Consider the following 23,120-nt stretch of genomic DNA (forward strand, 5'->3'; position numbering starts at 1 on the left):
TTCACCAGCGCGGCGACCCCGCCGCAGTGCAACAGGTCACCCAACCGGACAGCAACCGCGCCGGACCGGATGACGCACCAATTGCCCGTTGCAATGGATTGCGACACCCCTTCAACCGAAAGGCAGGACGAATGACCGTCAGCCCGATGCACAGCACCAAGGCCAGCTACATCCGCCGTGACGGGCGGTGGGCCGACCTCGAGCGCCTGCGCACGAGCAGCCCGATGTACGACGCCACGATCGAGGAGATCAGCGGCCGCCGCATCCGGGTCGGCCAGCACTGGCTGTCGGACTTCGCCTCCTGCAACTACCTCGGCTTCGACCTGGAGCCGGAGATCATGGACGCGGTCGACCCGTACATCCGCACCTGGGGCACCCACCCCAGCTGGTCGCGGCTGCTGGGCAACCCGAAGCCGTACATCGAGATCGAGGAGCGCCTCACCGAGCTGCTCGGCGCCCCCGACACGCTGCTGCTGCCGACGATCACCCACATCCACATGTCGGTGATCCCGATCCTCGCCGGCCAGGGCATGATCTTCCTGGACTCGCAGTCGCACAAGACGATCTACGACGGCTGCATGTACGCCAAGGGCCTCGGCGCGACCGTCACCCGCTTCCGCGCCAACGACCCGGAGCACCTCGAGGAGCTGCTGAAGGCGGCGCCGGCCGGCGTCACCCGCCTGGTCGCGATGGACGGCGTCAACTCGATGACCGGCCTCGCCCCCGACCTGGCCCGCTTCGCGCAGGTCTGCCGCGAGAACGACGCGCTGCTCTACGTCGACGAGGCACACGGCTTCGGCGTCATCGGCGAGCGCACCCCGGACGAGACCTCACCCTACGGCTCCCGCGGCAACGCGATCGTCAAGTACGCCGGCGAGACCTACGACAACATCGTGCTGGTCGGCGGCTTCTCCAAGTCGTACTCGTCGCTGATGGCGTTCCTGGCGCTGCCGACGTGGCTGAAGAACCACCTCAAGGTCGCCGCCCCGCCGTACCTGTACTCGGGCCCGTCGCCGACGGCGTCGCTCGCCACCGTCATGGCCGGCCTGGACGTCAACGAGAAGCGCGGCGACGAGATCCGCGCCGACCTCTACCGCAAGACGATGCATGTGCTCGACCACGTCCGGGCCCTCGGCCTGTACACGCCGAACACCGGCACCACGCCCATCATCGAGCTGCCCCTGGCGGAAGGCCAGGACATCCAGGAGATCGGGCAGTTCCTCTGGGACCGGGGCATCTACGTCACCCTGGCCGCCTACCCGCTGGTCCCCCGCGACCAGGTCGGCTTCCGCGTGCAGGTGACGGCGGCGAACACGTACGAGGAGCTGGACCAGCTCAACGTGGTGCTCTCCGAGCTCGCCGACCGCCAGCAGCTGCGCGACGCGGCCTGATGGCGAAGCACCGCGCCCCGCGACAGCTCCCGGGTCTGCTCGTCCCCCTCCGGCAGCGGGAGTTCCGCCTGCTGTGGACGGGGATGAGCACCTCGCTGATCGGCGACGGCATCCTGCTCGTCGCCCTGGCCTGGCAGGTGTACGCGCTGTCCGGCGCGCCCGCGGCGATGTCCGTCGTCGGGTTCGCCCTCTCGCTGCCCCAGGTCGCCACGCTGCTGTTCGGCGGGGTGATCAGCGACCGGTTCGACCGGCGGAAGATCATGCTGTGCACCGACCTGGTGCGGGGCGCGGTGCTCACCGTCCTGACCGTGCTCAGCCTGACCGGCGTGGTCCAGGTGTGGCACATCGTGGGGCTCGTGGCGGTCTACGGGGCCGCCTCGGGCTTCTTCGGCCCGGCCTTCGACTCGATCGTGCCGCAGCTGGTGCCGGAGGACGACCTGGTCCAGGCGAACGCCCTCGACCAGTTCGTCCGGCCGGCGGCGCTGCAGATGGCCGGCCCCTCGATCGGCGGCATCCTGATCGCGATCGGGGGTAGCGGGTTGGCGTTCGCGTTGGACGCGGTCACGTTCGCGATCTCCGCGACCTGCCTGTGGCTGATGCGGCCGGTGCGCAACGAACAGGGTGACGAAGCCGCGGGCTCGGTCTGGGAGGAGTTCAAGGAGGGTATGAACTACGTCCGCGGCAACGTGTGGCTATGGGGCACCTTCCTCGCCGCGACCTTCGCCTACCTGCTCTTCATCGGCCCGACCGAGGTCCTGCTGCCGTTCGTGGTGAAGAACGAGCTGCACGGCACCGCCGGCGACCTCGGCCTGGTGCTCGCCAGCGGCGGCATCGGGGCGATCGCGGCGGCCCTGATCGTCGGCCAGCGTGGTGTACCGCGCAGCTACATGCCCTTCATCTACATCACCTGGACGCTCGCCACCCTCGCCGTCGCGGGCTACGGCATGGCAACCGCCTCCTGGCACCTCGCCATCGCGTGCGCCCTGGTCAACGGCCTGGAAGCGGCCGGCACCATCGCCTGGGCGACGGCGAAGCAGAAGCTCGTGCCGGAGGAGCTGCTCGGCCGGGTGTCCAGCGTCGACTGGTTCATCTCGATCGCCCTCGTGCCGCTGTCCTACGCGATGGCCGCCCCCGTGGCCTCGGCGATCGGCGTGCAGAACACCCTCGTGGGCGCGGGCGTCCTCGGCGCGATCGTCACCTTCGCGTTCCTCTTCCTGCCGGGCATGCGCTCGCCCAGACAACTGGTGGTGAGCCCGTCATGAGCGACCCGATCGAGATGGTGGACCGGCTGGGGATGGCGTTCCTCTCACAGGATGTCGCCGCGGTACTGGCGTGCTTCGTCCCCGACGACGACATCACGTACGTGGGCAGCGAGGCCGGCGAGTCCGCGACCGGTCGCATCTCGGTCGAGAAGCTCCTCGAGACACTCTTCGCCCGGCCGGAGTCATACAGCTGGCAGGCCACCGCGGCGACGGTGCACTCGGTGCCCAGCGGCGCGTTCGTCCTCGCCGAGGCCGACGGCAGCGAGCACCGCCCGGACGGGTCGGTCACCCCGTTCCCCTACCGGGTGACGGGCCTGCTGTCCCGGCGTGCGTCGGGGGTCTGGCTGTGGCGCGCCGTACAGGGTGCCGAACCTACCTGACGCAGACTAACAGTGTTAGTTTAATGGGCATGCGTGCCGTCTACTTCGCCGCCGCGCGGCGGACCCCCATCGGGAAGCTGCGCGGCGGCCTCAGCCATGTCCGCCCCGACGACCTCGCCGCCACCGTGATCCGGACGCTGGTCGAGGGCATCGACCCCGCCCGCGTCGACGAGGTCTACTGGGGTGCGGCCAACCAGGCCGGCGAGGACAACCGCAACGTCGCCCGCATGGCCGTGCTGCTCGCCGGGCTGCCCGAGTCGGTGCCCGGCGCGACCGTCAACCGGCTGTGCGCGTCCGGCATGGAGGCGGTGACCGTCGCCGCCCGCACCGTCGCCGCCGGGGAGGCCGACGTGGTCGTCGCCGGCGGGTCCGAGTCGATGAGCAGGGCGCCGTTCGTGCTCCCCCGGCCCGACGACGCGCTGCCGCACGCGATGACCCTCGCCGACACCCGCCTCGGCTGGCGCCTCACCAACCCGCTCATGAAGGACCTGCACGGCGTCCTGAGCATGGGCGAGACGGCCGAGGAGGTCGCCGCCCGCTACGACGTGTCCCGCGACCGGCAGGACGCGTTCGCGCTGCGCAGCCACCAGCTCGCCGCCGCCGCCCGGGACGCCGGCCACTTCGCCGACGAGATCATCCCCGTCGAGGGAGTCGCCGCCGACGAGGGCATCCGGGCCGACACCAGCCTCGCCAAGCTCGGCAACCTGAAGCCGGTCTTCAAGGCGGGCGGCACGGTCACCGCCGGCAACTCCTCCCCGCTCAACGACGGCGCCGCCGGCCTGCTCCTGGTCAGCGAGGAGGCGCTGGGCGAGCTCGGCCTGGAGCCGCTCGGCCGCTACGTCGCCGGCGCCTCCGCCGGCGTGCACCCCGACGTGATGGGCATCGGCCCCGTCCCCGCCACCGCCCGGGTCCTCGCCCGCAGCGGCTGGAAGCTCGGCGACGTGCAGTCCGCCGAGCTCAACGAAGCCTTCGCCGCGCAGGCGCTCGCCGTCACCGACCAGCTGGGGCTCGATCCCGACCTGGTCAACCCGTCCGGCGGCGCGATCGCCCTCGGCCACCCGCTGGGCTGCTCCGGCGCCCGCATCCTGACCACCCTGCTGCACCGCATGCGCCGCACCGGCGCCACCCGCGGCCTCGCCGCCATGTGCGTCGGCGTCGGGCAGGGTTCCGCCGTCCTCGTGGAGAACTGACATGTCGCGATTCAACGGAAAGATCGCTCTGGTGACCGGGGCCGCGCAGGGCATCGGCCTGGCGACGGCCCGCCTGCTCGCCGCCCAGGGCGCCCGCGTCGCGCTGCTCGACCTGGACGCGTCCCGCATCCCCGACGGCGTCGGCACCGCGTACTCCTGCGACGTCACCGACCAGGGCGCGGTCGACCGCACGTTCGACCGCGTCGTCGAGGACCTCGGCTCGCTCGACATCCTCGTCAACAACGCCGGCATCACCCGCGACAACCTGCTCTTCAAGATGCCGTTCGAGGAGTGGGAAGCGGTCCTCACCACCAACCTGACCAGCATGTTCCTGTGCTGCCACGCCGCACAGCGGCACATGGTGCCGGCCCGCTCCGGCCGCATCGTCAACCTCAGCAGCCGCTCCGCGCTCGGCAACCGCGGCCAGGTCAACTACGCCGCGGCCAAGGCCGGCGTCCAGGGCCTCACCGCGACCCTGGCGATCGAGCTCGGCCCGTACAACATCACCGTCAACGCCGTCGCGCCCGGCTACATCGCCACGCCGATGACCGCCGCCACCGCCTCCCGCGTCGGCAGCACCCCGGAGGACCACCAGAAGGAGGTCGCCGCCCGCACCCCGCTGCGCCGGGTCGGCCAGCCGGAGGAGGTCGCCGCCGTGATCGCGTTCCTCGCCAGCGACGAGGCCTCCTACGTCTCCGGCCAGACCCTCTACGTCAACGGTGGCGCCCGCTAGCCGGCCCGTAACGTAACAGAACCTTAAAGCGCGCAACGCTACGACCTGCGCACATAGAGGTACTTCTTTTGTGAAAGAAACTTAACTGATACAGTCCCTGCCCATCGATCCCATCGATGTGGAGGGCTCGCTATGAGAGCGCAACGTCGAACATTTGCCCTGATTGCCGGCGCGGCGGTGACGCTAGTGGCGGGCATGGTCATGGCCACCGTCACCCAGGCGGAGGCCGCCAGCAACGCCGCCGCCGCCGTCGCGTGCTCGGCGCCCGCGTGGGCGGAGGGCAACACCTACACGGCCGGCACGCAGGTCACCTACGGCGGGAAGCTGTACCAGGCGCTGGTCACGCACACCGCGTACGTGGGTGCGGGCTGGAACCCGGCGTCGACCCCGTCGCTGTGGAAGGACCTCGGCGCGTGCACCGGCGGCACGCCCAGCACCAGCCCGAGCGCGAGCAGGAGCCCGAGCACCAGCCCGAGCGCCAGCCGGAGCCCCAGCACCAGCCCGAGCGCGAGCAAGAGCCCGAGCAGCAGCCCGTCCACGTCGACGTCGCCGGGCGGCAGCACCTGCGCGGTGAAGTCGCGGCCCGCCGGGAAGGTCCTGCAGGGCTACTGGGAGAACTGGGACGGCGCCTCGAACGGCGTGCACCCGGGCATGGGCTGGGTCCCGATCACCGACGCGCGGATCAAGCAGCACGGGTACAACGTCATCAACGCCGCGTTCCCCGTGATCCGGTCCGACGGCACCGTGCTGTGGGAGGACGGCATGGACGCCGGCGTCAAGGTGTCCACGCCCGCCGAGATGTGCGCGGCGAAGGCCGCCGGCGCGACGATCCTCATGTCGATCGGTGGTGCGGCGGCCGGCATCGACCTGAGCTCCAGCACCGTCGCCGACCGGTTCGTCGCGACGATCGTGCCGATCCTCAAGACCTACAACTTCGACGGCATCGACATCGACATCGAGACCGGGCTCACCGGCAGCGGCAACATCAACACGCTGTCGACGTCGCAGGCGAACCTGATCCGGATCATCGACGGCGTGCTCGCGCAGATGCCGTCGAACTTCGGCCTGACGATGGCGCCGGAGACGGCGTACGTGACCGGCGGCAGCGTCACCTACGGCTCGATCTGGGGCTCGTACCTGCCGATCATCAAGAAGTACGTCGACAACGGCCGGCTGTGGTGGCTGAACATGCAGTACTACAACGGCAGCATGTACGGCTGCGCCGGTGACTCCTACTCGGCCGGCACCGTGCAGGGCTTCCAGGTGCAGACGAACTGCCTCAACAGCGGCCTCACCATCCAGGGCGTCACGATCCGGGTGCCCTACGACAAGCAGGTCCCCGGCCTGCCCGCCCAGACCGGTGCGGGTGGCGGCTACATGAGCCCGTCGCTGGTGTCGCAGGCGTACAACACCCAGCTCAAGGGCCTGATGACCTGGTCGATCAACTGGGACGGCTCGAAGGGCTGGTCCTTCGGCGACAACGTGAAGTCGCTGCAGGGCCGCTAACCGGCGGCAGCCGCCGCCACGACGCCCGCCGCGATGAGCGACAGATCGGCAGCGGTCGTCACGTACGGCGGCATCGTGTAGATCAGATCGCGGAACGGCCGCAGCCACACCCCGTGCGCTGCGGCCGCCCGCGTCGCCGCCACCATGTCCACCTCGTGGTCGAGCTGGACGACACCGATCCCGCCGAGGACCCGTACATCGGCGACACCCGGCACCTCGCGGGCCTCCTCCAGACCGGAGGAGAGCACCGTCTCGATCCGCTTCACGTCGCCCTGCCAGTCGCCGCCGAGGAGCAGGTCCACCGACGCCCCGGCGACCGCGCAGGCCAGCGGGTTGGCCATGAACGTGGGGCCGTGCGCCAGGACCGGCACGCTCCCCTGCGAGATGCCGTCGGCGACCTCGGCGGTGCACAGGGTCGCGGCGAGCGACAGGTACCCACCGGTGAGCGCCTTGCCCAGGCACATCACGTCGGGCGAGACCCCGGCGTGGTCGGCGGCGAACAGCGCGCCGGTGCGGCCGAACCCGGTCGCGATCTCGTCGAAGATCAGCAGGACGTCCGCGTCGCGGGTCGCGTCCCGCAGCACCCGCAGGTACTCCGGCGCGTGGAAGCGCATCCCGCCGGCGCCCTGCACGACCGGCTCGACGATCACCGCCGCGAGCTCGTGCGCGTGCTCGTGGATGAGCGCGGTCAGCGCCGCCGCGTAGGCCGGGTCGAACGCCGCCGGCGGCTCCGGCGCGAACACCTGCGCCGGCAGCACCCCCGTCCACAGGCTGTGCATCCCGCCGTCGGGGTCGCAGACCGACATCGGGTGGAAGGTGTCGCCGTGGTAGCCGCCGCGCCAGGTCAGCAGCCGGCGCTTCGCGGGGCGGCCCAGCGAACGCTGGTACTGCAGGCACATCTTCACCGCGACCTCGACCGACACCGACCCCGAGTCGCTGAAGAACACGTGCCGCAGCGGCTCCGGCGTCAGCTCGACGAGGCGCGCCGCGAGCGAGACCGCCGGCTCGTGCGTGAACCCGCCGAACATCACGTGGCTCATCCGGCCGAGCTGCCCCAGCGCGGCCGCGTCGAGGACCGGGTGCCGGTACCCGTGGATCGCCGACCACCACGACGCCATCCCGTCGACCAGCTCGTCGTGGCCCTCGAACGGCTCCGCCAGGCGGATCCGCACCCCCTCCGCCGAGGCCGCGACGAGCGGGGTGCTCCGCCCGGGCATCGGCCCGTACGGGTGCCAGACGTGCGCCCGGTCCAACGCCAGCAGCTCCTCGACACGCATGCAGCGACCCTATCGACGCCGGCTGGAGGACTGGTGCCGGGTTGGTATCCTGCCGCTCCATCATGGACAGCGACAGCGCGGCGGTCCTGGCGACCGCGTCGAGGGTCGAGAGCGTCGACGAGCTCGCCGAGCTCTTACGGCACCTGCGCCGGCGGCAGGCCCGGCGGCGGGGCGAGCCACCGCTGACCTACCGCGAGCTCGCGGGCCGCACCGGCTGGTCCCACGGCAGCATCGGCGGCTACCTGACCGGCAAGATCGTCCCACCGGCGGACCGCTTCGACGAGCTCGTCCAGCTGCTCGACGTGGCGCCGGAGGAGCTCGGCGCGCTCGCCGACGCCCGCGACCGCGTCGAGGAGCACGCCCGGGCCGACGCCCGCGACCGCGTCGAGGATCACACCCGCACCGACGCCCGGGACCGCGTCGAGGAGCACGCCCGCGCCGACGAGCCGGGCCCGGCGGCGCAGGCCGCCGACCCGTCCGTGCCGCACCAGCTGCCGGCCGCGCTGGACGCCTTCACCGGCCGGGCCGCGGCGATCGCGCGGCTCGACGCGGCCGTCAACGGGGCTCCTGGTGCCGGCCCAGGGGGCGGCACCGTCGTCGTCATCGGCACCGCGGGGGTCGGCAAGACCGCGCTCGCGGTGCACTGGGCGCACCGGGTCATCGAGCGGTTCCCGGACGGCCAGCTGTACGTGAACCTGCGGGGGTTCGGCGCGGGCGCGGAGGTGACCGCGGACGAGGCGCTCCGGGCGTTCCTCACCGCCCTCGGCGTCGCGCCCGACCAGGTCCCGGCGGAGCTGGACGCGAGGATCGGGCTCTTCCGCAGCCTCCTGACCGGCCGCCGGGTCCTCGTCGTGCTCGACAACGCCGCCCACGCGGAGCAGGTCCGGCCGCTGCTGCCCGGCGGCTCCGGCAGCCTCGCCCTGGTCACCAGCCGCAACCAGCTCGCCGGGCTGGTCGCCACCGACAGCGCCGTGCCCGTCACCCTCGACCTGCTCACCGCCGGGGAGACCCGGCGGCTGTTCGCCACCCGGATCGGTGCCGCCCGCGTCGAGGCCGAGCCCGCCGCCGTCGACGCGATCGCCGCCACCTGCGCCCGGCTGCCCCTCGCGCTGGTGATCGTGGCCGCCCGCGCCGCCGCGCACCCGGACCTGCCGCTCGGCGTCCTCGCGCACGAGCTGCGGACCGAGCGGGTGCTGCACGACGCCGGCGTGCGGCCGGTGTTCGACTGGTCCTACCAGCGGCTGAGCGCCCCCGCCGCCACGCTCTTCCGGCGGCTCTCCCTCGCCCCCGGCCCCGACGTGGGCCGGGACGCCGCGGCCGCACTGCTCGGCGAGGTCCACGGGGAGCCGGCCGGTGCGTGGCGGGCCCTCGCCGAGCTCACCCACGCGAGCCTGCTCACCGAGCACGCGCCCGGCCGGTTCGTCGCGCACGACCTGCTCCGCGCGTACGCCGCCGAGCTGTCCGGCACCCTCGACGACCCGGCCGACCGGGACGCCGCCACGGTGCGGCTCCTGGAGCACTCCCTGCACACCGCGCACACCGCGGCGCTGCTGCTCGACCCGCACCGCACGCCGCTGCCGGGCCTGCCCGCCGCCGCCACACCCGGCACGGAGGCGCAGGCACTCGCCTGGTTCGCCGTCGAGCACCACACGCTCCTCGCCGCCGTCCGGGAGGCCGCCGCCACCGGCCACGACGGCCACGCGTGGCGGCTCGCGTGGACGCTCGTGGACCACCTCGACCGGCGCGGTCACTGGCCGGACCTGCTCGCCGCGCAGCGGGTCGCCTTGGCGTCCGCGCGGCGGGCCGGCGACGCCGCGGGCGAGGCGGTCAGCGCCCACCAGCTCGGGCGGGCCTGCATCCGGATGGGCGACTACGACGCCGCCACCACCCACCTGGAGCTGGCCCTCGACCGGTACGGGCAGGTCGGCGACGACGCCGGCCGGGCCCGCGTCCACGGCAACCTCGGCTTCATCGCCGACCGGCAGGCCCGCCCCCGCGACGCGATCGGGCACCTGCTGCGCTCCCTCGACCTCCTGCGCGCCACCGGCGACCAGGCGGGGCAGGGCTCGGCGCTGGCGAACCTCGGCTGGTTGTACGCCGCGTCAGGCGAGCACCGGGAGGCCCTCGACCACTGCCATCAGGCCCTCGAGCTGCAGCAGCGGATCGGGGACCGGACCGGCGAGGCCTACAGCTGGGACAGCGTCGGCTTCATCCACCACCAGCTCGGCGAGCACGAGCCGGCCGTCGAGTGCTACCGGCAGGCCCTGCAGCTGTGGCGGGAGATCGGCGACCGCTACGGCGAGTCGGAGACCCAGACCCACCTGGGCGACCTGCACCGGGCTGCGGGCGCCGACGCGGAGGCCCGCGCCTGCTGGCTCGCCGCCCTCACCATCCTTGAGGACCTCGGCCACCCCGACGCCGACCAGGTCCGCGCCCGGGTGGCCTAGCGCCCGGCTCAGCGGTGGATCAGGTCGGCGCAGCTGGACTCGCCCGGCAGCAGCGGGCGGAACGTCACCTGCCAGTTCGAGCCGGCCGACGACCACGGGGTCCGGGAGTTGGCCTTCCCGGCGGCGGCCAGGATCTGGGCGCTCTGCCCGTCGGTGGCGCTCACGCAGTGCACCCCCGGCCGGTCCGCGACCGGCTCGCCGGGCAGCGCCGGACCCGGCCACGCCACCGGCGCCTGCGGCTGCAGGCCCTCGTCGCCGCCCGCCTCGGTCCACTGGACGGCGACGGCCGCGACGCCCGCCGCCGGATACGCCGCCGACTCCGACACCGCACCCTTGCCCAGCGTCGACGGCAGGTCGGTGAGCGCCTCCACGAGGCGCTTGAGCCGGTCCCGGGCGGCGCGCTGCGAGCCGGACAGCTCGTCCTCGCCGATGCCGAGCGCCGGGACGTCACTGACCTGCTCGCCGGCGGCGGTGCGGACCATGATGTGCGTGGTGGGCGCGTCGGCGACGTTGGGCATGCCGAAGTCGGCCTGCTTGCCCACGCCCGCGTCGACCGCCCGGTCGACCAGCTTCGCCACGTCGGCGGTGCTGATCCGCTGCAGCTGCACATTCGGCAGGGCGGGGCCCGGATAGATCTCGATCACGGGCCCGTTGGTGACGACCCGGCCGTCGCCATACACGCTCAGCGTCGGCACCTCCGTGACGGTCATCGCGACCGGGACCAGCCCGCCGGAGACGTCGACGCGCAGGACGAGGTCGTCGGCGCCGTACGATCCCGCCGAGGTGCCGCCGCCGGCCGGTTCGGCGCCGCAGCCGGCGGCGGCCATGAACAGGGGGAGCGCCAGGGTGGCGGCGAGCACGCGCAGCTGTGTCATACCGGCTCTGACGCACCGGGCCACCCTCCGGTTCCGCCCTCGGGTGAGGTTGCCCCCGGCGGCGGTGGGCAGAGCGCCACCATGCCACCAGCGAAAACCACCACGCCAGCCACGGCGAAAACCAGCACGCAGGCAGCTTCGAAGAAGAAAGGCAGCCAGCCCTGGCTGCACCAGCAGAGCACCGAGATCCAGCGGTTCGGCACCGTACGGCAGTTCCCGGTCGCGCTGTCCGCGGAGACCCGGATGTACTCCTGCGAGCGGCTCAACCAGATCCTCGCCGACACCCAGATCCTGTTCGCGCTCTACAAGAAGCACCACTGGCTGATGCGCGGCCCGACCTTCTACCAGCTGCACCTGCTGCTCGACAAGCACGCCGGGGAGCAGCTGGAGCTCGTCGACGCGGTCGCCGAGCGGGTGCAGACCCTGGGCGGCATCGCGGTCGGCGACCCGCGGCACGTCGCGGAGCTCACCCGGGTGCCGCGGCCGCCGGACGGGGCCGAGGAGGTGCCGGCGATGCTGTCGCGCCTGCTCGAGGCGCACGAGATGATCCTGACCGAGGCGCACGACGCGGCGGCGAAGACGGGCGCGATGGGCGACGACGGCACCAACGACATGCTGGTCTCCGAGGTGATCCGCACCGGCGAGCTGCAGGCGTGGTTCCTGGCCGAGCACCTCGTCGACACCCCGCTCGTCCGGACGGAGGAAGCCACCAGGACCAGGCGTTGATGGAAGGAGATACCGTGTCGGCGTGACGAGGCAATCCGACTCGCAGTTGGGCGTCGACCTGGGGACCACCCACACGGTTGCGGCGCTGACCTCTGCCGACGGTCGCAGCCAGCCCCTGCTCTTCGACGCGAGCTTCCTGCTGCCGTCGTCGGTGTTCGCGGAGGTCGACGGGCACCTGCTCACCGGCAAGGACGCCGAGCGCAGCGCCCGCCTGGACCCGAGCCGCTTCGAGCCCAACCCGAAGCGCCGCATCGACGACGGCACGGTGCTGCTCGGCCCCCGTGACTATCCGGTGTCGGACCTGCTCGCGGCCGTCCTGCGGCGCACCGCCGACGAGGCGTCGCGGGTGCTCGGCATCATGCCTGTGCGCACCGTGCTCACCTATCCGGCCAACTGGGCGACCCACCGCCGGTCCGTCCTGGCCGACGCCGCCGCGCGCGCCGGCATGCCCGCCCCGATCCTCGTGCCCGAGCCGATCGCGGCCGCCGCCTACTTCACCACCGTCATGGGGCGGCAGATCGCTCCCGGCGGCGTCCTGGTGGTGTACGACTTCGGCGGCGGCACGTTCGACACCTCCGTCCTGCGCCGGCGGCCCGACGGCGGCTGGGACGTCCTCGCCAGCGACGGCCTGCCCGACGTCGGCGGCGTCGACCTCGACGCGGCCCTGCTCGCCGACGTCGGGCAGAGCCTCGCGATGGGCAACGCCGAGCAGTGGCGGCAGCTCACCGACCCCACCGACGACATCTCCCGGCGGCGCAGCTTCCTGCTCCGCGAGGACGTGCGCACCGCCAAGGAGCAGCTGTCGCGCACCTCGTCGGCGGGCGTGCACGTGCCGCTGTTCGAGGTCGACCTGCACGTCACGCGGGCCGAGTTCGAGCAGGTGTCGCGGCCCTACCTGCAGCGCACCGTCGACCTGACCGCCAACACGCTCCAGCGCGCCGGCGTGCGCACCGACCAGATCGCCGGGCTGTTCCTGGTCGGCGGGTCGAGCCGCATCCCGATGGTCAGCACGCTGCTGCACCAGCGGCTCGGCGTCGCCCCCACGATCATCGAGCAGCCGGAGCTGGTGGTGGCCCTGGGCAGCGCGATCGCCGCGATGCCGAGCCGCCCCGGGCCGGTCGCGGGGCCCGTCTCGGGCCCGCAGACCGGGCCGCGCCTGCCGGGCATGGGTGCGCCGATGGGTGCCGTGCCCGCCTCCGGGCCCGCGGGCGGCGGACCCGCCGTGCCGGTGTCCGCGCCCGTGACGGGCCCGATGTCGCCGGCCGCGTCGCCCTCGTCGCCGCCCACCTGGATCGGTGGCCTCCCGCCGGCGTCCGGCGCCCCGGTCTCGGCCCCGCCGAACGCCTTCCCGCAGAGCGGCCCGCCGTCCAGCGGCCCGCCCGCGAGCGCCCCGCCCCTGAACGCCCCCGGCGGCCACCCGGGCTTCGCGCCTCCCGGTGGCCAGCAGGGCTTCGTCGCGCCCGGTGGTGGTGCCATGGCCGGAGCCGCGTTCGGCAGCCAGGCGCCGGCGACCGCCCAGTTCGGTCACGGTGGCAGCCCGGCGACGCCCGGCGGCCCGCCCGGGGCGACGCCCTTCGGCCCGCCCCCGCCGCGCCCGGCGAGCGGCGCCCGGCCAGGGCTCGTCATCGGCATCGCGGTCGCGCTCGTGCTGCTGCTCGGCATCGGCGGCGTCGTCACGTACCGGGCCGTGAGCAACGACAAGCCCGTCGACAACCCCACCGTCAGCACCGGCAACGGCAACCGCGGCACCGGCGGCGGCGCCACCGGGGCCGGCCCGGCCAGCACCAAGGACGCCAAGCCGGGCGCGAAGCAGCAGACCGTCGACATCAACAAGGCCGTCTGGTACGGCCAGGTCAAGCTCACCTTCGGCAAGATGACCTACGAGGCCGACGCCGACGACGACCCGCTGGTCGCCGAGGTCCAGATGGAGAACCTCGGCGACGACACCGTGCAGTCCTACGGCGTGCGGATGGCGTTCCAGATCGACGGCCAGGAGTACTCGGGCAGGTTCAAGGAGACGTCGCAGGTCTCCGGCGGCCAGAAGAGCAACTTCCACGTGTCCTTCGCCGTGTACGACCCGCTGAAGGCCAGCATCGGCACCGGCACGCTGCTCATCGGCGACGGCAAGGAGGCCCAGGCCAAGATCCCGCTCGGCGGCGGCGAGGTCGTCGCCTACGAGCCGGTCAACGTGCTGCAGAACAAGTCGGTCACGATCCACGACCTGCAGGTCACGTTCACCACCTGCGACGTGCGCGGCGGCTTCCTGGACTACAACGGCCAGGCGCTGAAGGACAACCGGGTCTTCACCTGCAAGCTCGACATCCGCTACAACGGCAAGAGCAGCCTGTACGTGGGCGCGGAGCACTTCCGGCTCGGCCTGCCCGACGGCACCGAGGTCGCCCCGAAGAGCGCGCCGAACGAGGCGATGTCGTCCGGCTCGGAGAACCTGGCGCCCGCCCGTAACCTCGGCTTCCAGTTCAAGTACGTGCCCGGCACGTACAAGCTGCGCGTGGTCGACATCGCGGGTGACGCTCGGAAGCCGACCGACGTTGCCGAGCTGGACGTGACCGTCAAGTAGGCGGGTCCGCCCGCGGAGGTCAGGACCCGTCGCGCAGGTCGGCGAGGCGGGTCCGGGCGAACCTGACGGCGGAGAAGTCGGCCGTCGTGCCGGGCCCGCGGGGCGACTGCACCAGCAGCCCGGCCTCGACCGGCGCGCCGGGCGCGAGTGGCATCGCGAACACGCGGGCCAGCTGCCAGGTGACGCCGTCGCCGGAGGCGTGCAGCGCGAAGACCGAACCCATCCGGCTGATCCGCAGGTGGATGCCGGACCCTTCATAGGGCCAGCCGTTGGCGTCGTCGGAGGCGCCGGCGCGGGTCACGACGGTGACGACGCGCGGGATGCCCTCGGGGTCGAGCTCGGCGCAGATCTTGCACCAGTTCTCGTCGTCGATCCAGGCGAGCAGCACCGCGGAGTCGAACGTGTCCCGCAGGACCGGCTCGACGTGCGCGCTGAGCTGGAAGTCGCCGTCGACGCGGGCGGTGAACCGCTCGGCGTCGGGCCGGCTCGACCCGCCGGCCGGGTCCAGGAACAGGTCGGCACCGGGCCCGCCCGAGACCCGCAGCCCACCGGCCACGGGCACGGGCGCCGGCGCGGTGCGGGGCCCGGAGGCATGGAAGCGCAGCGGCACACCGTCGAACGCGAGGTCGTCCACCCCCGCCACGCTACGCGAGACCCGCGACCTCGCGGACCTTAGTTCGGGCTCCGATCAAAGGGTTGGATCGAGTCTATTTCCTGAGCGGTTCTGTTGATTTCTGTGTGACATCGTTAACATGCGAATTCAGCATCCACCGATACCTGCCGCCAGCGGTGTCGGACTCCGTCCGCCAAGGAGAACGCTCATGTCCGCATCACGTCACCGGCGGAGGCTGCTCACCACAGTCCTCGCCGCGGTGCTCGGCCTCGGGACGGCGGTGTCCGCCGCGCCGCCCGCGGGGGCCGCGCCGGCCCAGCCGTCGCCCCTCACCACCCCGTGGACGAGCCAGGCGCTCGCCGGCCAGCCGCTGCCGGAGTACCCGCGGCCGCAGATGACCCGTCCGGACTGGCTCAACCTCAACGGTGAGTGGCAGCTGCGCCAGTCGACCACCAACGACAACCCCGTCTTCGGCCAGACGCTGCCGGAGCGGGTCAACGTCCCGTTCCCCGTGGAGTCGGCGCTCTCCGGGATCAAGCGGCCCGCGAACGACAACCGGCTGTACCTGTTCTACCGCCGCACGTTCACGGTGCCGGCCGGGTGGGCCGGGCGGCGCGTCCAGCTGCACTTCGGCGCGGTCGACTGGCAGACCACGGTGTGGGTCAACGGCGTGCAGGTCGGCGGGCACACCGGCGGCTACGACCGCTTCGAGTTCGACATCACGCCGCAGCTCAACGGGGGCACCAACGAGCTGATCGTGCGGGTCTACGACCCGTCGGACACGCCCGGGCTCAACATCGCCCGCGGCAAGCAGGTGCGCAACCCGGGCGGCATCATGTACACGCCGTCGTCGGGCATCTGGCAGACGGTGTGGATGGAGCCGACGCCGACGGCGTCGATCTTCAGTGCCGACCTGTACCCCAACATCTCCAACAACACGTTGCGGATCCGGGTCTTCACCAGGGGCGACGTCAGCGGGCACTCGGTGCTCGCCGAGGCGATGGACGGCACGACCGTGGTCGGCACCGCGACCGGCGGCTTCACGGACTTCACCGTCCCGGTGCCCAACGCGCGGCGGTGGTCGCCGGACGACCCCTTCCTGTACAACCTCCGGATCTCGCTGCGCAACGGCGCCGGCGCGACCGTGGACCAGACCATGCACTACTTCGGCATGCGTGAGGTCGGCAAGGCCGTGGTCAACGGCAAGCTCGTGCCCACGCTGAACGGGCAGTTCGTGCTCCAGACCGGCGTGCTCGACCAGGGCTTCTGGCCCGACGGGCTCTACACGGCCCCGACCGACGCGGCGCTCGCCGGCGACCTGCAGAAGATCAAGGACCTCGGCTTCAACATGGTCCGCAAGCACATCAAGGTGGAGCCGCAGCGCTGGTTCTACCACGCGGACCGGCTCGGGCTGCTGGTGTGGCAGGACATGCCGAGCATGGGCGAGGCGCCCGGCACCGCGGCGCAGCACGCGCAGTGGGAGACCGAGGTCGGGCAGATCGTCGACGAGCACCGGTCGTCGCCGGCGGTGATCGTGTACGTGCCGTTCAACGAGGGCTGGGGCGAGTGGAACCTCGCCGACACGACCCGCGTGGTGAACAACGTCAAGAACCAGGACCCGACCCGGCTCGTCAACGCGCACAGCGGCTACAACTGCTGCAACTCGAAGGGCGACCCCGGCAACGGCGACATCCAGGACTGGCACTGGTACGTCGGGCCCAACTCCCCGACGCCGACCAGCACCCGCACGGCGGTCCTCGGCGAGTACGGCGGCCTCGGCGTGCGCTCCCCCGGGCACGAGTACAGCCCGAACGGCGGGTACTTCGCCTACGAGACGCACCCGAACGGGACGTCGGCCACCGACCGGTTCGTCGCCGTCCAGGCCCAGGCGCTCAACCTGGTCTACTCGCGTGGGCTGGCCGGGATGGTCTACACCCAGCCGTTCGACGTCGAGGGCGAGTTCAACGGCTTCTGGACCTACGACCGGCAGGTGCTCAAATACGACGGGGCCCGCATCCGCGCCGCGAACCAGCAGATGATCGCGGCCTCGAAGCGGCTCAACACCGCCGGCCCGCCGCCCGGGGCGCCGGTCACCGGTCCCGGCGGCAAGTGCGTCGACGTCGCGGCCGACGACACCGGCGGCAATGGCTCCGCGGCGCAGCTGTGGGACTGCCAGCTCAGCGCGATCGACCAGCACTGGTCCTGGAGCGGAAACGCGCTGCAGACGCTGGGCCGCTGCCTGGACGCGACGGGCAACGGCACCGCCAACGGCACCCTGATCCAGCTGTGGGACTGCAACGGCGGCGGGGCCCAGCAGTGGGTGCCCCAGACCAACGGCTCCCTGCGCAACCCGCAGTCCGGCCGCTGCCTGGACTCCCCCAGCGGCTCCACGGCCAACGGCGCGCGGCTGCAACTGTGGGACTGCAACGGCAGCGGCGCGCAGGTGTTCCGCATGGGCGGCGGCTCCCCCGGCGCCACGTTCGTCAACGGCCCGGGCGGCCAGTGCGTCGACGTGGCCGCCGACGACACGGGTGGCAACGGCGCCGCCGTGCAGCTGTGGGGCTGCCAGCCCTACGCCGTGGACCAGCACTGGGCGTGGGACGGCACCGCGCTGCGCACGCTCAACCGGTGCATGGACGCGACCGGTAACGGCACCGCCAACGGCACCCTGATCCAGCTGTGGGACTGCAACGGCGGCGGGGCCCAGCAGTGGGTGCCGCAGCCCAACGGCTCGCTGCGCAACCCGCAGTCGGGCCGCTGCCTGGACTCGCCGAACGGCTCCACCGGCAACGGCGCCCGGCTCCAGCTCTGGGACTGCAACGGCAGCGCCGCGCAGGTGTTCCTGAAGCAGTAACGACCGTGGATATGGCGGGGGGTGGCGGTTCGCCGCCCCCCGCCATCGCGATTTGTCAAGAGTTGACAAAACTCGATATCGGCGCGAATCTCCGTAGTGAACGTCCCGCCCCCTTGAGAAGCGCCGCCCCGCCAGGCGTGCGCACGCCATCCCCAGCGTCGACGGCTGGTGCTGGCACGCGCGCTGACAACGATGTCGGAAGCGGCGAGACAACCCTCACCGAAACGGCAGGTTGCCGCATGACACTCCCCCGCCCCCGCACCACCCGCAGACGTGCCTGGTTCGCGGCGGCCGCCCTCGCCGCGAGCCTGATCAGCGCCACCGCGTTCACCGAGCCCGCGGCCGCCGCCGCCGGCGACTGGTCGACCAGCTTCGAGGCCGGCGAACCGCAGCCGACCTGGACCAACAGCGTCGAGAACAGCAACGGCGTCGGCGGCTACTGCTGCGCGCTGACCGGCATGGAGAGCATCCCGGGCACCGGAACGGCCCACACCGGGACGACCGCGCTGCTGTACTCCGGCAACGACCTGAGCGCGACGACGTCCTTCTCGTACAACCGGGTCTTCGACGTCGACATCCCGGTCGGTGCCGCCAGCACGCTGTCCTACTGGGTGTACCCCCAGTCCGGCGGGCACCTCGACGTCGCGGTCGACCTGATGTTCACCGACGGCACCAACCTGCGCGACTCCGGCGCGGTGGACCAGCACGGTGTGCGGGTCCACCCGACGTTCCAGGGCAACGGCTCGGTCCTGTCCTTCGACACCTGGAACTACGTCACGTCGAACATCGGCGCGGTCCGGGCCGGCAAGACGATCGACCGGATCATGGTCGCCTACGACCAGCCGCTCAACACCGGGCTGTTCCGCGGCTGGTTCGACGACATCCAGATCAGCGCCGACGGTGGCACCGCGGCCCGGCTGTCGGACTACGTCGACACCCGGCGCGGCTCCAACTCCAGCTTCAGCTACTCGCGCGGCAACACGTTCCCCGGCACGACGGTCCCGAACGGCTTCAACTTCTGGACCCCGGTGACCAACGGCAACAACGACAGCTGGCTGTACGAGTACAAGGCCACGACCGTGCAGGGCTTCGCGATCAGCCACGAGCCGAGCCCGTGGATCGGTGACTACGCGCAGCTGCAGGTCATGCCGATGACCGGCGCGGTGAAGTCGACGCCGGACTCGCGCAAGTCGACATTCACCCACGCCAACGAGGTCGCGAAGGCGCACTACTACAAGACGCGGCTCGACACGTACGGGATCACCGCAGAGATCGCGCCGACCGACCATGCCGGCGTCATGCGCTTCACGTTCCCGTCGGCGGCGGAGTCGGTGATCCTGTTCGACACCGTCGACAGCGCCAGCGGCTCGCTCACCGTCAACAACGCCAACCGGACCATCCAGGGCTCGATCAACCACCGCGGCCAGACGCTGTACATCTCGGCGACCACGGACAAGGCGATCGCCGCCTCGGGCACCATCACCGGCCAGGGCGCGACCAGCTGGGTCCGCTTCGCCACCGCCGCCAACGAGCAGGTGACCCTGAAGATCGGCACCTCGTTCATGAGCGTCGCGCAGGCCACCGCCAACCTCAACCAGGAGGTCGGCAGCAAGAGCTTCGACACGGTCCGCGAAGAGGCCGCGACGGTCTGGGACAACACGCTCGGCAAGGTCCGGATCGAGGGCGCGACCAGCGACAACCAGGTCACGTTCTACTCGAACATGTACCGCTCGTTCATGTACCCGAACAACCGCTCCGAGATGGTCGGCGGGGTCCGCAAGTACCACAGCCCCTACGACAACACGATCCACGACGGCCAGATGTACGTGAACAACGGCTTCTGGGACACGTCCCGCGCGGTCTGGCCGTTGTACGCGCTGCTCACGCCGACCCGGACGGGCGAGATGCTCGACGGCATCGTCAACGCGTACAAGAACTTCGGCTGGACGCCGCGCTGGACCGGGCCCGGCTCGATCGACATCATGGTCGGCACCAACCAGGACCTGGCGTTCGCCGACGCCTACATGAAGGGCGTCCGCAACTTCGACTACCAGGCGGCGTACGCGTCGATGGTGAAGAACGCGAGCACCTACTCCGGCGCCGGCAACAAGGGCCGCAAGGCGATCCAGACGTCGGTGTTCAAGGGGTACGTGGCGACCGACGTCCTCGGCGAGTCGGCGGCGTGGACCCTGGAGGACGCGACCAACAACTTCGGCATCGCGCAGATGGGGCAGGCGCTCGGCTACACCGAGGACGCCGCCTACTTCCGCAACCAGGCCCTCGACTACACCAACCTGTTCTCGCAGTCCGTCGGGTTCTTCCGCGGCAAGCAGAGCAACGGCGCGTGGCGCACCACCGACGCGAACTTCAAGCCCAACGAGTGGGGCTGCGAGTTCACCGAGGGCGCGCCGTGGCACTACGCGACCGCGGCACCGCAGGACCCGAACGGCATGGCCAACCTCTACGGCGGCAAGGCCCAGCTGTCGGCGAAGATCGACGCCGTGCTCGCCGCGTCCCGGGACTTCCTGCCCGGCTGCTACGGCGGGACGATCCACGAGATGTCCGAGGCGTACGACACGAACATGGGCCAGTACGCGCACTCCAACGAGCCCATCCACCACATGCTCTACATGTACAACTACGCCGGCACCCCGGCGAAGACGCAGAACCAGGTCCGGCGGGTGCTCACCACCCTCTACAACTCCGGTGCGGGCACCGGCAACGGGTACCTCGGCGACGAGGACAACGGTGAGATGTCGGCGTGGTACGTGTTCTCCGCGATGGGCTTCTACCCGGCGCGGATGGGCTCGACCGACTACACGATCGGCGCGCCGCTGCACCCGAAGACGACGATGACGCTGGAGAACGGCCGGACGTTCACGGTCAACGCGCCCGGCGTCAGCGACACCAACCGCTACATCCAGAGCGCCACCCTCAACGGCGTCAACTACACGAAGAACTACCTGACGCACGCGGACCTCACCGCCGGCGGCACGCTGAACTTCGTGATGGGCCCGAACCCGTCGTCGTGGGGCACCGGCGCCTCGGACATCCCCGGCTCGCTCACCACCGGCACGGCCGCCCCCGTCCAGCTCAAGGACAAGGCGACCGGCAGCACCGTCACCGCGACCGCGGAGAACGGCACCGCCGAGGGCCGCGCGATGCTGGTCGACGACACGTCGATGACCAAGTGGCTGGCCTTCGCGACCACCGCCACGATCACCTGCCAGCTCACCGCGTCGGCGACGGTCAAGCAGTACACGCTGACCTCCGCCGACGACGTGCCCGGCCGCGACCCGAAGAACTGGGTCCTGCAGGGCTCGAACGACGGCGTCACCTGGACGACGGTCGACACCCGCACCAACATCGACTTCGTCGACCGCAGGCAGACCAGAGCGTTCGTGATCTCCAACGGCACGTCGTTCTCGCGCTACCGGCTGCAGATCACGGCCAACCACGGGGCCGCGGAGACCCAGTTGGCGGAGCTCGAACTGCTCGGCTGAGCGACGCCGGAAACACGGGCGGCCACCGGTGCTCCGGTGGCCGCCCTTTCGCGTGTACGCCTTTGCTACGCGCTCAGGACCGTGGCGCGAGCCTCGAGCGCTTCGAGCACCTCGGCGTCGTGCCGCACCGCGAACCGCTCGTCATGGTCCCCGCCGGCGATCAGGACGTCGACGCCGACCGGGTTGGCGACGAACGTCAGCCGCAGCGGGCCGCCCGCGTCCGGGCCCTCGCACTCGAACCACTGCAGGAACGGGTCGGTCTGCCTGACCCCGGGCACCGTCCCCTGCCGCACCTCACAGCGCGGAAACGTCCACCCCCGCCGCCGCAGCGTGTCGAGCACCAGCCACTGCCCGCCCGTCGGGTGCACCGTCACGGGCGTCACGCCGACGTCGACAGGCTTCCCCGCGACGGTGACCGTGGTCCGCAGCCGCACCGACACGGCCGGCAGGTGCTCGCCCGCGAAGTGCGTGAACGGCGTCTCCCACGGCAGCGGCTGCCCGAACGGGATCGCCCGGCTCCGGCCCGCGGCCAGCGTGAACCCCGCCGACACGTCGCACCGCAGGACGTCGACCTCCACGCCGCTGACCACCGTCATCAGCGTCACGGTCACCCCGTCCACGGCGAGGTCCTCCCGGGCACCGCCGAGATGCACCTGCCCGGCGGCCATCGTCCCCGGCCGCACCCCGCGCTCGTCGAGCGTCGCCGATCCGAACATTCCGACGCTCCTCGCCGTCACAGCAGGAGTCGACACTAACACGTGCCGCTGTACGGTTTCCCGTTTTCGCAGCACACGCGACATGGCCGCCGCCCCGCGGGAACGGGACGGCGGCCATACGTGACACGCCTCCTGGGTCAGGCCCAGATCAGGCGCAGCGCTCGAACGAGTAGTCGTAGCCGGAGTCGAAGTCACCGAAGTAGGCCAGGAGCCTGATCTTCTCGCCGTCGTTGGCGACCCTGAGCCGCTCGACCCTGGAGTTGGTGAAGGGAGGCACCGGCGCGAACGTGAGCGTCACGTAGGACTTGTCCTTCACCTTCCAGCCCCAGCTGCCGTTGAGCGTCGGCGTGATCGGCTGGTCGTACTGGCCGACGGCCCCATGCCGCACGCGGCCAGCACCACGAGCACCAATGGTGCCACCCATGGCCGGATGTTCATCGACTCCCTTTCACGGATCGGCTACTTCTCTGTCTTCGGCGCCACCGGAAAGGTGATCACCTCGGTCCAGTAGAAGTCCTGGGTCTTCGCCGACCACGGTCCCGTCGCCGGGCCGGTGCCGCCGCCACCGCTCTTCTTCTCCTCAATCGGGTTGCGCGTCATCGACTTCACGTCGGTCTGGTTGTAGGCATGGAAGGTGACCACCGCCTTGCCGGAGTCCGATCGACGGCCATGAACCACAGCCACCAGCCGCCTCAACCCGCACGGGGGTGACGGGGGTGGTCGCTGCGTTCACACGAAACGCCCCTCTGCTGGCGCAGGGGGCGTAAGCAATCAGTCGGGAACCGACATTCGGCGAAGTTCGCAGAACAAGCAATCCCCCCGACGGACCCCAAGGCTGGCAAACCCGTCGCTCACGCGCCGGTTTTGAGGGGGCGAGGGTGGAGCGAAGCTCCCCCTGTGGGGAGCGAGCTCCGCTCGCGCGGGGAATGCGGAGACCGCCAATGCGAAACGCCCCCGGCGTGAGCAGGGGGCGTCGCGGTTGTAGCGGGGACAGGATTTGAACCTGCGACCTCTGGGTTATGAGCCCAGCGAGCTACCGAGCTGCTCCACCCCGCGTCGGCTTGTCCAG

General features: G+C 71.5%; 17 protein-coding genes and 1 tRNA gene. 11 read left to right on the top strand and 7 right to left on the bottom strand.

Going from position 1 to position 23,120, the window contains the following annotated elements; all coding sequences use genetic code 11:
- The first annotated feature begins 146 nt into the window (after nucleotides 1-146).
- The 6 genes from ACQEVZ_RS20975 to ACQEVZ_RS21000 all read left to right on the top strand — a co-directional run bounded on the left by ACQEVZ_RS20975 (nucleotide 147) and on the right by ACQEVZ_RS21000 (nucleotide 6,462).
- Nucleotides 147-1,391, top strand: a complete 1,245-nt coding sequence (locus ACQEVZ_RS20975; protein ID WP_433368998.1) for an aminotransferase class I/II-fold pyridoxal phosphate-dependent enzyme — start codon at nucleotides 147-149, stop codon at nucleotides 1,389-1,391.
- On the top strand, nucleotides 1,391-2,653 hold the full coding sequence (locus tag ACQEVZ_RS20980) for an MFS transporter (protein WP_344503700.1): 1,263 nt from the start codon (nucleotides 1,391-1,393) through the stop codon (nucleotides 2,651-2,653). Before ACQEVZ_RS20975 ends, ACQEVZ_RS20980 begins: the two co-directional genes overlap by 1 nt.
- Nucleotides 2,650-3,033: a YybH family protein gene (locus ACQEVZ_RS20985; protein WP_433369002.1), complete on the top strand. Its 384-nt coding sequence runs from the start codon at nucleotides 2,650-2,652 to the stop codon at nucleotides 3,031-3,033. Before ACQEVZ_RS20980 ends, ACQEVZ_RS20985 begins: the two co-directional genes overlap by 4 nt.
- A gap of 29 nt (nucleotides 3,034-3,062) precedes the next feature.
- Nucleotides 3,063-4,223: a thiolase family protein gene (locus ACQEVZ_RS20990; RefSeq protein ID WP_433369005.1), complete on the top strand. Its 1,161-nt coding sequence runs from the start codon at nucleotides 3,063-3,065 to the stop codon at nucleotides 4,221-4,223.
- Nucleotide 4,224: 1 nt separating this feature from the next.
- Nucleotides 4,225-4,956, top strand: coding sequence for a 3-oxoacyl-ACP reductase FabG (fabG, locus tag ACQEVZ_RS20995; protein WP_433369008.1), 732 nt, complete (start codon nucleotides 4,225-4,227; stop codon nucleotides 4,954-4,956).
- 132 nt (nucleotides 4,957-5,088) lie between these two features.
- On the top strand, nucleotides 5,089-6,462 hold the full coding sequence (locus tag ACQEVZ_RS21000; RefSeq protein ID WP_344503704.1) for a carbohydrate-binding protein: 1,374 nt from the start codon (nucleotides 5,089-5,091) through the stop codon (nucleotides 6,460-6,462).
- On the opposite strand, the gene ACQEVZ_RS21005 is transcribed toward ACQEVZ_RS21000, so the two are convergent.
- Nucleotides 6,459-7,739: an adenosylmethionine--8-amino-7-oxononanoate transaminase gene (locus ACQEVZ_RS21005; RefSeq protein WP_433369012.1), complete on the bottom strand. Its 1,281-nt coding sequence runs from the start codon at nucleotides 7,737-7,739 to the stop codon at nucleotides 6,459-6,461. The genes ACQEVZ_RS21000 and ACQEVZ_RS21005 overlap by 4 nt on opposite strands.
- A 62-nt stretch (nucleotides 7,740-7,801) precedes the next feature.
- Between ACQEVZ_RS21005 and ACQEVZ_RS21010 the strand changes: the two genes are divergently transcribed.
- The gene (locus ACQEVZ_RS21010) at nucleotides 7,802-10,186 is read left to right on the top strand and encodes a tetratricopeptide repeat protein (protein WP_433369015.1); all 2,385 of its coding nucleotides are present in this window, start codon (nucleotides 7,802-7,804) and stop codon (nucleotides 10,184-10,186) included.
- 8 nt (nucleotides 10,187-10,194) lie between these two features.
- On the opposite strand, the gene ACQEVZ_RS21015 is transcribed toward ACQEVZ_RS21010, so the two are convergent.
- A complete protein-coding gene (locus ACQEVZ_RS21015) occupies nucleotides 10,195-11,061 on the bottom strand; it encodes a hypothetical protein (RefSeq protein WP_433369018.1) in 867 nt (288 codons plus the stop codon).
- An 81-nt stretch (nucleotides 11,062-11,142) separates the two neighbouring features.
- On the opposite strand from ACQEVZ_RS21015, the gene ACQEVZ_RS21020 reads away from it, so the two are divergent.
- Complete coding sequence (locus tag ACQEVZ_RS21020; protein WP_433369021.1) at nucleotides 11,143-11,787, top strand: Dps family protein; 645 nt, start codon at nucleotides 11,143-11,145, stop codon at nucleotides 11,785-11,787.
- A gap of 22 nt (nucleotides 11,788-11,809) precedes the next feature.
- Nucleotides 11,810-14,365: an Hsp70 family protein gene (locus ACQEVZ_RS21025; protein ID WP_433369024.1), complete on the top strand. Its 2,556-nt coding sequence runs from the start codon at nucleotides 11,810-11,812 to the stop codon at nucleotides 14,363-14,365.
- Between the two features lie 19 nt (nucleotides 14,366-14,384).
- On the opposite strand, the gene ACQEVZ_RS21030 is transcribed toward ACQEVZ_RS21025, so the two are convergent.
- Nucleotides 14,385-14,999 (bottom strand): DUF1349 domain-containing protein, encoded by a 615-nt coding sequence (locus ACQEVZ_RS21030; RefSeq protein WP_433369027.1) that lies wholly within the window; start codon nucleotides 14,997-14,999, stop codon nucleotides 14,385-14,387.
- Between the two features lie 187 nt (nucleotides 15,000-15,186).
- On the opposite strand from ACQEVZ_RS21030, the gene ACQEVZ_RS21035 reads away from it, so the two are divergent.
- The gene (locus tag ACQEVZ_RS21035) at nucleotides 15,187-17,832 is read left to right on the top strand and encodes a ricin-type beta-trefoil lectin domain protein (protein ID WP_433369030.1); all 2,646 of its coding nucleotides are present in this window, start codon (nucleotides 15,187-15,189) and stop codon (nucleotides 17,830-17,832) included.
- A gap of 239 nt (nucleotides 17,833-18,071) precedes the next feature.
- Nucleotides 18,072-21,335 carry a GH92 family glycosyl hydrolase gene (locus ACQEVZ_RS21040; protein WP_433369033.1) on the top strand — a complete coding sequence of 1,088 codons (3,264 nt, stop codon included), beginning with the start codon at nucleotides 18,072-18,074 and terminating at the stop codon, nucleotides 21,333-21,335.
- 65 nt (nucleotides 21,336-21,400) lie between these two features.
- Here the strand turns inward: ACQEVZ_RS21040 and ACQEVZ_RS21045 are convergent, their stop codons facing one another.
- The 4 genes from ACQEVZ_RS21045 to ACQEVZ_RS21060 form a co-directional block, all read right to left on the bottom strand.
- Nucleotides 21,401-22,051 carry a sporulation protein gene (locus ACQEVZ_RS21045; RefSeq protein WP_433369036.1) on the bottom strand — a complete coding sequence of 217 codons (651 nt, stop codon included), beginning with the start codon at nucleotides 22,049-22,051 and terminating at the stop codon, nucleotides 21,401-21,403.
- 148 nt (nucleotides 22,052-22,199) lie between these two features.
- Nucleotides 22,200-22,439, bottom strand: coding sequence for a hypothetical protein (locus ACQEVZ_RS21050; protein ID WP_433369039.1), 240 nt, complete (start codon nucleotides 22,437-22,439; stop codon nucleotides 22,200-22,202).
- A 71-nt stretch (nucleotides 22,440-22,510) separates the two neighbouring features.
- A complete protein-coding gene (locus ACQEVZ_RS21055; RefSeq protein WP_433369042.1) occupies nucleotides 22,511-22,747 on the bottom strand; it encodes a hypothetical protein in 237 nt (78 codons plus the stop codon).
- Nucleotides 22,748-23,033: 286 nt separating this feature from the next.
- Nucleotides 23,034-23,107 (bottom strand) — tRNA-Met (locus tag ACQEVZ_RS21060).
- Nucleotides 23,108-23,120 lie beyond the last annotated feature (13 nt).

The sequence above is a fragment of the Dactylosporangium sp. CA-152071 genome (genome assembly GCF_050936335.1).
GTDB lineage: Bacteria > Actinomycetota > Actinomycetes > Mycobacteriales > Micromonosporaceae > Dactylosporangium > Dactylosporangium maewongense.